The 7,964-nt window shown below is 58.2% G+C and carries 7 protein-coding genes; 2 read left to right on the plus strand and 5 right to left on the minus strand.

Translation table 11 applies throughout. From position 1 onward, the window contains the following. The first annotated feature begins 48 nt into the window (after positions 1 to 48). Complete coding sequence (locus NV64_RS15675) at positions 49 to 891, plus strand: 23S rRNA (adenine(2030)-N(6))-methyltransferase RlmJ (protein WP_056232764.1); 843 nt, start codon at positions 49 to 51, stop codon at positions 889 to 891. Between the two features lie 182 nt (positions 892 to 1,073). Here the strand turns inward: NV64_RS15675 and rnz are convergent, their stop codons facing one another. Continuing rightward, the gene (gene rnz / locus NV64_RS15680) at positions 1,074 to 1,988 is read right to left on the minus strand and encodes a ribonuclease Z (RefSeq protein WP_056232766.1); all 915 of its coding nucleotides are present in this window, start codon (positions 1,986 to 1,988) and stop codon (positions 1,074 to 1,076) included. 284 nt (positions 1,989 to 2,272) lie between these two features. Between rnz and gorA the strand changes: the two genes are divergently transcribed. Further along, the gene (gene gorA, locus NV64_RS15685; protein ID WP_101506279.1) at positions 2,273 to 3,625 is read left to right on the plus strand and encodes a glutathione-disulfide reductase; all 1,353 of its coding nucleotides are present in this window, start codon (positions 2,273 to 2,275) and stop codon (positions 3,623 to 3,625) included. 64 nt (positions 3,626 to 3,689) lie between these two features. On the opposite strand, the gene NV64_RS15690 is transcribed toward gorA, so the two are convergent. From NV64_RS15690 to NV64_RS24125, 4 genes are all read right to left on the minus strand, one after another. After that, a complete protein-coding gene (locus NV64_RS15690; protein ID WP_101506293.1) occupies positions 3,690 to 4,025 on the minus strand; it encodes a hypothetical protein in 336 nt (111 codons plus the stop codon). 507 nt (positions 4,026 to 4,532) lie between these two features. Continuing rightward, on the minus strand, positions 4,533 to 5,261 hold the full coding sequence (locus NV64_RS15695) for an EAL domain-containing protein (protein WP_158239899.1): 729 nt from the start codon (positions 5,259 to 5,261) through the stop codon (positions 4,533 to 4,535). Positions 5,262 to 5,309: 48 nt separating this feature from the next. Further along, positions 5,310 to 6,380 (minus strand): fimbrial protein, encoded by a 1,071-nt coding sequence (locus tag NV64_RS15700; protein WP_056232774.1) that lies wholly within the window; start codon positions 6,378 to 6,380, stop codon positions 5,310 to 5,312. 14 nt (positions 6,381 to 6,394) lie between these two features. Then, the coding region (locus tag NV64_RS24125; RefSeq protein WP_233208997.1) for a fimbria/pilus outer membrane usher protein at positions 6,395 to 7,964 on the minus strand (1,570 nt) is incomplete at its 5' end.

Consider the following 7,964-nt stretch of genomic DNA (forward strand, 5'->3'; position numbering starts at 1 on the left):
CCGCCACGCTGGCGGCACGCTCGTTTACCCCGCAGGACTTCCCAGCACATGCTCAGTTATCGCCACAGTTTCCATGCCGGCAACCATGCCGACGTTCTTAAACACACCGTACAGAGCCTGATTATCAGCGCGCTGAATGAGAAGGATAAGCCCTATCTCTATCTCGACACCCACGCCGGTGCCGGGCGCTATCTGCTCAGCGGTGAGCATGCGGAACGCACCGGCGAGTACCTGGAAGGGATCGCGCGCATCTGGCAGCAGGACGACCTGCCGGAAGAGATGAAACCGTACATCAGCGCGGTGAAGAACTATAACCCGGGCGGCAAGCTGCGCTACTACCCGGGCTCGCCGCTGATCGCCCGTCACCTGCTGCGCGAAGATGACAAACTGCAGCTGACCGAGCTGCACCCGAGCGACTTCCCGCTGCTGCGTAACGAGTTTCAGAAGGACGATCGCGCCCGCACCGACCGCGCCGACGGCTACCAGCAGCTGAAATCCAAGCTGCCGCCACCGTCACGCCGTGGCCTGATCCTGATCGACCCGCCGTACGAAATGAAGAGCGATTACCAGGCGGTGGTGCAGGGCATTCATGAAGGCTACAAGCGTTTTGGTACCGGCGTATTTGCGCTGTGGTATCCGGTGGTGATGCGCCAGCAGATCAAGCGCATGTTTAAAGACCTGGAAGCTACCGGCATTCGCCGCATCCTGCAGATTGAACTGGGCGTGCTGCCGGACAGCGACCGTCGCGGCATGACCGCCTCCGGCATGGTGGTCATCAACCCGCCGTGGAAGCTGGAACAGCAGATGAACAACGTGCTGCCGTGGCTGGTGAAAACCCTGGTGCCGGGCGGCACCGGGTTTGGCAAGGTCAGCTGGATCGTGCCGGAGTAAACCGTCTGGCGGGCAGATGCTGGCCGACCTGTGCGCTTGCGGCGCTGCCTGCGCTGCCTGCGGCAAAGGACCACGTAGCGGTTATCGCCGGTGATGCCCGGATACTACTGATGCCCGTATGCTGCTTATGCCGTGATGCTGCTTATGCCGTGATGCCGCTGATGCCGCTGATGCCGTGATGGTTACACGGTAAACACGGCAAAGTCATGCGCCATCTCGGTGGCCGGAAACACCGCCCGGCACTCGTCGAGCAGCCGCTCACAGTCGTGGCGCAGATAGCGCGAGCTGAGGTGGGTAACGATCAGCCGTTTAGCGCCGCTCGCGCGCGCCACCTCAGCCGCCTGCACCGTTGACGAGTGCCCGCGCCCGTTAGCTTTCTCCTGCATCGCCAGCTCCAGCGTGGCTTCGTGCACCATCACATCCACCCCGGCGGCCAGTTCCGCCGCCGCTGGCGTCGGTGCGGTGTCACCAAAGATCGCCAGGCTGCGGCCTCTGGTCGCCTGCCCCACGTAGTCCCAGCCGTTAATTGCCCGCCCGTCGTCGAGGATCACCGTGCGCCCCTGCTTCAGATCGTAGTACCACGGGCCGGCGGGCACGCCGTCCGCCTTCAGGCGTTCCGCGTCCAGTGCGCCGGGCTTATCGTGCTCGTCAATGCGGTAGCCATAGCACTCTACAGGATGGGTCATTGGGTAGGCGGTGACGCGGAAATGTTCGTCGTTGCACACCTCTCCGGCGGTGATTTCGACGATCGAAAGCGGGAAGGTCAGCCACGATCCGCTCAGGCTCAGGCTGGTTTCGACAAAGGTTTTAATCCCCTGCGGGCCATACAGCGTCAGCGGTCCGGTGTTACCCGTCATCGAACGGCTGGTCAGCAGCCCCGGCAGGCCAAAAACATGATCGCCGTGCAGGTGGGTGATAAAGATCTTCTCAATCTTCGCCGGGCTGATCGCCGTGCGCAGGATCTGGTGCTGGGTCGCCTCACCGCAGTCGAACAGCCAGGTGGCGCTACGGGCTCCCTGTACATTCAGTGCGATGCTGGTGACGTTGCGTTCACGGCCCGGGGTGCCCGCGCCGGTGCCTAAAAATTGCAGTTCCATCCCCTTCACTCTCCTGATTAGCGATGCCGTTAACAGGCATAATGGCCTGATGATAGCATTTTCCCGCTCAACCCGACGCGCGCCAGCTATTTACGCTGCCGGGGCCACTCCCGCTGACGCATTTTCCGCTGCCATTCCTGCCGGGCAGCAGTCGGCAGCATGGCGACTCTCCTTAATCCCCCCACCCGCCCTATCACAATCATAGGTGCAAACTTTGCGGCAATGGGTCGGGAGGCGTTACACTCTCTGCCAGCTGATTTCACTCATTTAACGGAAGCCTGACCATGACCCGACATTATGACTACCTCGCCATTGGTGGCGGCAGCGGCGGTATCGCCTCGATTAACCGTGCGGCGATGTATGGACAAAAGTGTGCGCTGATTGAAGCAAAAGATCTGGGCGGCACCTGCGTCAACGTCGGCTGCGTGCCGAAGAAAGTGATGTGGCATGCGGCGCAGATCGCCGAAGCGATCAACCACTACGGCCCCGACTACGGCTTCGACACCACCGTTAACCAGTTCAACTGGGACACGCTGCTGAAGAACCGCAGCGCCTATATCGACCGCATCCACACCTCTTACGACAACGTGCTGGGTAAAAATAAAGTGGACGTGATCAAAGGCTACGCGCGCTTTGTTGACGCCCACACCGTGGAAGTGAACGGCGAGAAAATTACCGCTGACCATATCCTGATCGCCACCGGCGGCCGTCCGAGCCACCCAGACATCCCGGGTGCAGAATACGGTATCGATTCCGACGGCTTCTTCGATCTTAAGGCGATGCCTGAACGCACCGCGGTGGTCGGCGCGGGCTATATTGCCATTGAGATCGCCGGAGTACTGAACGCGCTGGGTTCTGAAACACATCTGTTCGTGCGCAAGCACGCGCCGCTGCGCAGCTTCGATCCGCTGATCGTCGACACGCTGCTGGAGGTGATCATTACCGAAGGCCCGACGCTGCACACCGAAGCCGTTCCAAAAGCGGTGGTGAAAAACGCCGACGGCAGCCTGACCCTGCAGCTGGAAGATGGCCGCGAACAGACCGTCGACAGCCTGATCTGGGCGATTGGCCGCGAGCCGATGACCGATAACCTGAACATCGAAGCCGCTGGCGTGAAGCTGAACGAAAAAGGCTATATCAGCGTCGATAAATACCAGAACACCAGCGTTGAGGGCGTTTACGCCGTCGGCGACAACACCGGTGCGGTGGAGCTGACGCCGGTGGCGGTGGCAGCAGGCCGTCGCCTCTCCGAGCGCCTGTTTAACAACAAGCCGGACGAACATCTCGACTACAGCAACGTACCGACCGTGGTGTTCAGCCACCCGCCGATCGGCACCGTTGGCCTGACCGAGCCGGAAGCCCGCGAGAAGTTTGGTGACGACCAGGTGAAAGTGTACAAATCCGCGTTCACCGCCATGTACACCGCCGTGACCCAGCACCGCCAGCCGTGCCGCATGAAGCTGGTGTGCGTCGGTGCGGATGAGAAGATTGTTGGCATCCACGGCATCGGTTACGGCATGGATGAGATGCTGCAGGGCTTTGCGGTGGCGCTGAAGATGGGTGCTACCAAGAAAGACTTCGACAACACCGTGGCGATCCACCCGACCGGTGCGGAAGAGTTTGTTACCATGCGCTAAGCGTCCATCCTGAATAACAAAACCCTGCAGCGATCGTCGCTTCAGGGTTTTTTTTTTTGCCTTTTTACCGGTAGCTGACGGTCAGAATGCCTTCGCGTTTTTCAGCGCTCAGCCAGGCCAGCTGCGCTTCGGTGCGGTTATCGTTAAAGGCCAGCGCCCTGGTAGTGGAGACGTTAAGCGCCCGCTGACGGAACTTACCCTGCTCCGCACATTCGCTGGTCACGTTGGCCTGGCTGACCTGGATCCGGCAGGCCGGCTGATAAATCTGGCCGCTAAAATTAACCTGGCCGCCGCCGATGCCGAAACTTTCGCTGGCTGATGCACTGCCCTGCACGCCTGCCGCCAGCAGCATTGCCAGCAGAACAGATTTACCGCAAACCATCATTTTTTTACCAGTCATAAGTTTCTCTCCCGACATCCGCTTTGCGACGTTGCTACCGATCCTGACTTTAGAAAAACTTAAAAATCAGGGGCTTATTCCGTTAAACCGGTAACTGATTGGGTGTGTAGTCAGACCGCTTTTTTATCGCGGGTCAGCGGGTTTACTTTGGCCCCCCTGACGCTCCTGTTGCCACATCACCTCTTGTTGACATCAGCATACACAGAAATAAGAACACTCCGAAACACACTAAGAGCAAAAAGTCTGATGTTTAAATCTATCAATTACACAATATCGATCGCTGAAGTGGCATTTACAGGATAAAAATGAATTTATCTGGCATAGGGTAACCATTCCGTCTGCGTTTTCGCGGCAGGGTGGCGAGCAGGGGAATAGCGGATACGGTGGCGTCTCGCCGTCACGACGTGTCAAACGGTGGATATTTCAGCAGAGCAGAAATAAAAAATCCGGCGGGAGAGACTCGCGCCGGACAGACAGGGAGGTGTGCAGGATTAAAATAACGGCGGGTCAGGCATCATTAACGGCGGGCAGTTCTTTCAGCTCTTCCATGCTCATTTCACACCACAGCCGCCCCTGCAGCGCATAGTAAGGCATATCTTCCAGCCACTGGCGCTGGGCGATGGTTTCAATCCCTTCAATCACTACCTTAAACTGATTCTGCTGCAGCTCATCAAGCAGTGAGGCCAGCTGTGCCTGCCCCTGTTCATCCTGCCAGTATTTCCAGAAGACGTGCTTATCGATTTTGATAAAGCGGAAGGCGTAGGCCGACAGCATATTCATCTCGGCAATGCCGTTACCGAAGTCATCCAGCCACAGGGAGTAGTGGCTGGAGAGCAGGCTGTGCAGCTTGTGGTGGCGGAACAGGCGCGAAGAGAGTTCGTGGACTTCAAAGTGGATGCAGCCGATCTGCTTGATGCGGTCCATCACCTCGCTCTGCTCCAGCAGGCTGAGCGTATGGTCATCGACGTTAAGGGTGACGATAATGCCGCGATCGTTAAACCACTGCTGGTGCGCCTCGATCAGTTCAATCTGCGCCAGCAGAATCGCGTTGCGCTCTTCCGCGCTGGCATGCAAAAAATAGCGCTCGACGAAGTTACTGTCATTGACCGGTGCGGCGCTGAAGCGCGACAAACACTCAAAGGCCAGCAGCTTACCGTGCGCGCTGAACATCGGATGAAATACGTATTTAATCGCCGGCTGGGGCACAGGTTCCAGCATTTCGCCCGAAAATGTCATGGTCGGGCACATCTGCAGGCCGCACCTGTGCCAGAACCATTAGCGCCACTACTTAAAGGTAACGTCCACATTTGCCGACGCATTGAAGGTCCCTATTTTTGGCGAATTGTTGAGCCAACGCAGGCTGGCCACAAAGTTATTTTGTACCACACTCCCGTTCACATAACCCAGTGAAGTACTGGTATTCAGCGGAATAAAACTGGCTGGCGCATCGGCGGTGGAGATCGAAATACCAAATCCGCTGTCGCTGGCAGGCATGATCATATCAGTACCGCTGGTCGGATAGGTGGTACTGAAGCTGGCCACCAGCGTTTTACCCTGGCAATCCTGGCCGGCACCGGTCAGGTTAGCCACCACCGAGAACGGCACCTGCTTCTCGGTGACGCCCGCCTGGGCTCTGCCGGAGGCGATGGTGCCAAAGTTCACCGTCGAACCGCTGTTGCCCGAGACGCTGATCTGCGGCGAGCAGGAGATAAAGCGGATATTGCCCAGCCCGGCGATGTAGGCGCGGAAGTTACTGTTTGGTGTGCTGTTCAGCCCCAGAACGCCATCCACCTGGAAGACCGGGTACTGTCCGGTATTGGTAATCTTACCGCTGGACGGTGCGGATTTGCCGGTGGCTTTGATATAAATCGAGTAACTGACCTTAACTGTCTGAGGCGTGGCAGGTGACATGCAGCCCTGCACCCAGTAACCATAATTATTTCTATACCAGCCATAGTTACATACAGTCCCTCTGCCCACGTCGGTTTTGGTTCCCGCCGTCGGTTTAATATCAATACTGTTGTAGGTGACACCCACCTCAATAGAGGGGTCGATGCTCTGCATCTGCGTCAACGGATCCCAGTAGAGATAGGCGTTCTCACCACTCGGATAGCCGTTGGTATCCTCGCACTTAAAGGTGGAGTTATAGACCGGCGATCGCCACAGCACGGTGCCCGCCGTCAGGTTAGCGGTGGAAACCTCAATCGCCTGGTTGAGGGTAATGACCTCAGAGATCGAACCGGTAGAGGCATCTTTGCAGGACAAAGCGTAACTGTTGAGTGAAAACAGGCTCAGTACCAGCACCAGCAGCGTGTAACCGGCCACCTTTACGCCGCGAAAAGCGTGCAAAAACATCAAGCGTATCCTTATTATTTTGGCGTACAAGCCAGACTGAGTTCCTGATAACCCGCCGCGTTCAGATCCTTAAAGCCAGGCAGGACCACTTCACAGGCAGAGCCGGCACCCTCGCCCCATTTTACCTGCAGATGCTGATGTTCACTGACGCCGGAGACATATGCCGTACCGGTGGTTCCCACGGTACCGATATTGGCACCCGCATCGTTAAACACCGTAGCCCCGATTGCCGGATAGTTACCTTCGGCGATTTTCAGGTGCAGCAACAAGCTCTGCCCGGTGCGGGTTTCAAAGGTCACCCGGCTGATGGCACCGTAAGTCGGCACCACGTCTCTTGCTGCCAGCGGAATATCCAGCCCGGCACCGATATCTTCGGTGTTGAGCGCCACGCGGTTGTGACGGTAAGCGGTGGCCGAGGTCATCACCGCGTAACCAAAGCGGTCAACGGCGACGCCAGGCTGGTTTTCCAGCCGCACGCCTTTGGCATCTCTGGCTTCCACCAGCACAATGGTGTTCTGCATCGGCTGCGACAGAGTTACGCCGCCGCGGTGCGCCAGCACGCCGCCGCTCAGGTTCAGCGAGCTCTGGCTGTAGTTCTCATTCCAGCTGTACCCCACCTGCGCGTTACCCATGCTGCCCATATAGCCCACGTCGGCCATGGTGGTCTGCCCGCCGTTCTCCGCATGGCCGGTCTGCAGGTAGTAGTTCAGGCGGTTGTCATCCAGCAGCGAACCGCCCATGCCGGTGCTGTAGCTGTCGCCGCTCTGCTTGCTGTGCGCCATGTTGAGGCTGGCAGTCACCGGCTTCTGGCCAAAGACGGTAAACGGCACCGACAGCGTGAGGTTCATGGTGCGATCTTTCTGGCCATAGTTACTGCGGCTGTCCTGGACAAACAGGCCATAGCTGACGTCTTTGTACATGCTGTTCAGCCCGACCTGCAGGGTACGGTCGCGATTGCCGCTGCCCCAGTAAGTCTGGTTGGTCAGCGTTGAATAGAGCGAAACCGGGCCAAGATGCTGGCTGACCGTCAGCTCAACGCGCTGACGCTTGTTGTTGTAACGATCGGAATAATAATAATTTTTAGTGGTATTTGCCCAGGATGGCGTGCCGTCGCTGCTCGCCGTGGTGTCATCATACTCATTGCGGTACTGGCCGTTCTCATAGCTGGCACGCTCGGTGACCGCATCGCTGAAGTCATAGTAGCCGGACGTAGAGTAGCGGTAACCGGCGATCTGCAGCTCGGTACCCATGGCGTTCAGCGACTTGGAGTAAAGGAAGCGGAAGCTGGCCCCCTGCTTGCGGTCGCCGCTGGCCAGTTCGGTATCAGACCAGGCGGTATCGAACGATGCCGCACCGAACATGCCGAGGCTTTTACCCACGCCGAGTACCGCCGAACGGTAGTGATCCGCCACCAGCAGCCCGCCGTACGGCGTGTAGTCACCGCCCATACCACGGGAAACCGTGCCCTGAATAAAGCGCGGCTGGTAGCTGTTTCCGCTGCCGTCCTGATATTTACCGGCGGTCAGCGCGTATTCCCAGATGCCGGCGCGCAGCATGTTGCTGATCGACGAGAACGGCACGATA

Source organism: Erwinia sp. B116, from assembly GCF_002865965.1.
In the GTDB taxonomy this organism is placed as follows: domain Bacteria; phylum Pseudomonadota; class Gammaproteobacteria; order Enterobacterales; family Enterobacteriaceae; genus Erwinia.

Bases quoted from the DNA above. Each gene is read 5' to 3' on its own strand.
- NV64_RS15675 (WP_056232764.1), top strand. From the start codon at position 49: ATGCTCAGTTATCGCCACAGTTTCCATGCCGGCAACCATGCCGACGTT.
- rnz (WP_056232766.1), bottom strand. From the start codon at position 1,988: ATGGAACTGCAATTTTTAGGCACCGGCGCGGGCACCCCGGGCCGTGAA.
- gorA (WP_101506279.1), top strand. From the start codon at position 2,273: ATGACCCGACATTATGACTACCTCGCCATTGGTGGCGGCAGCGGCGGT.
- NV64_RS15690 (WP_101506293.1), bottom strand. From the start codon at position 4,025: ATGACTGGTAAAAAAATGATGGTTTGCGGTAAATCTGTTCTGCTGGCA.
- NV64_RS15695 (WP_158239899.1), bottom strand. From the start codon at position 5,261: ATGACATTTTCGGGCGAAATGCTGGAACCTGTGCCCCAGCCGGCGATT.
- NV64_RS15700 (WP_056232774.1), bottom strand. From the start codon at position 6,380: ATGTTTTTGCACGCTTTTCGCGGCGTAAAGGTGGCCGGTTACACGCTG.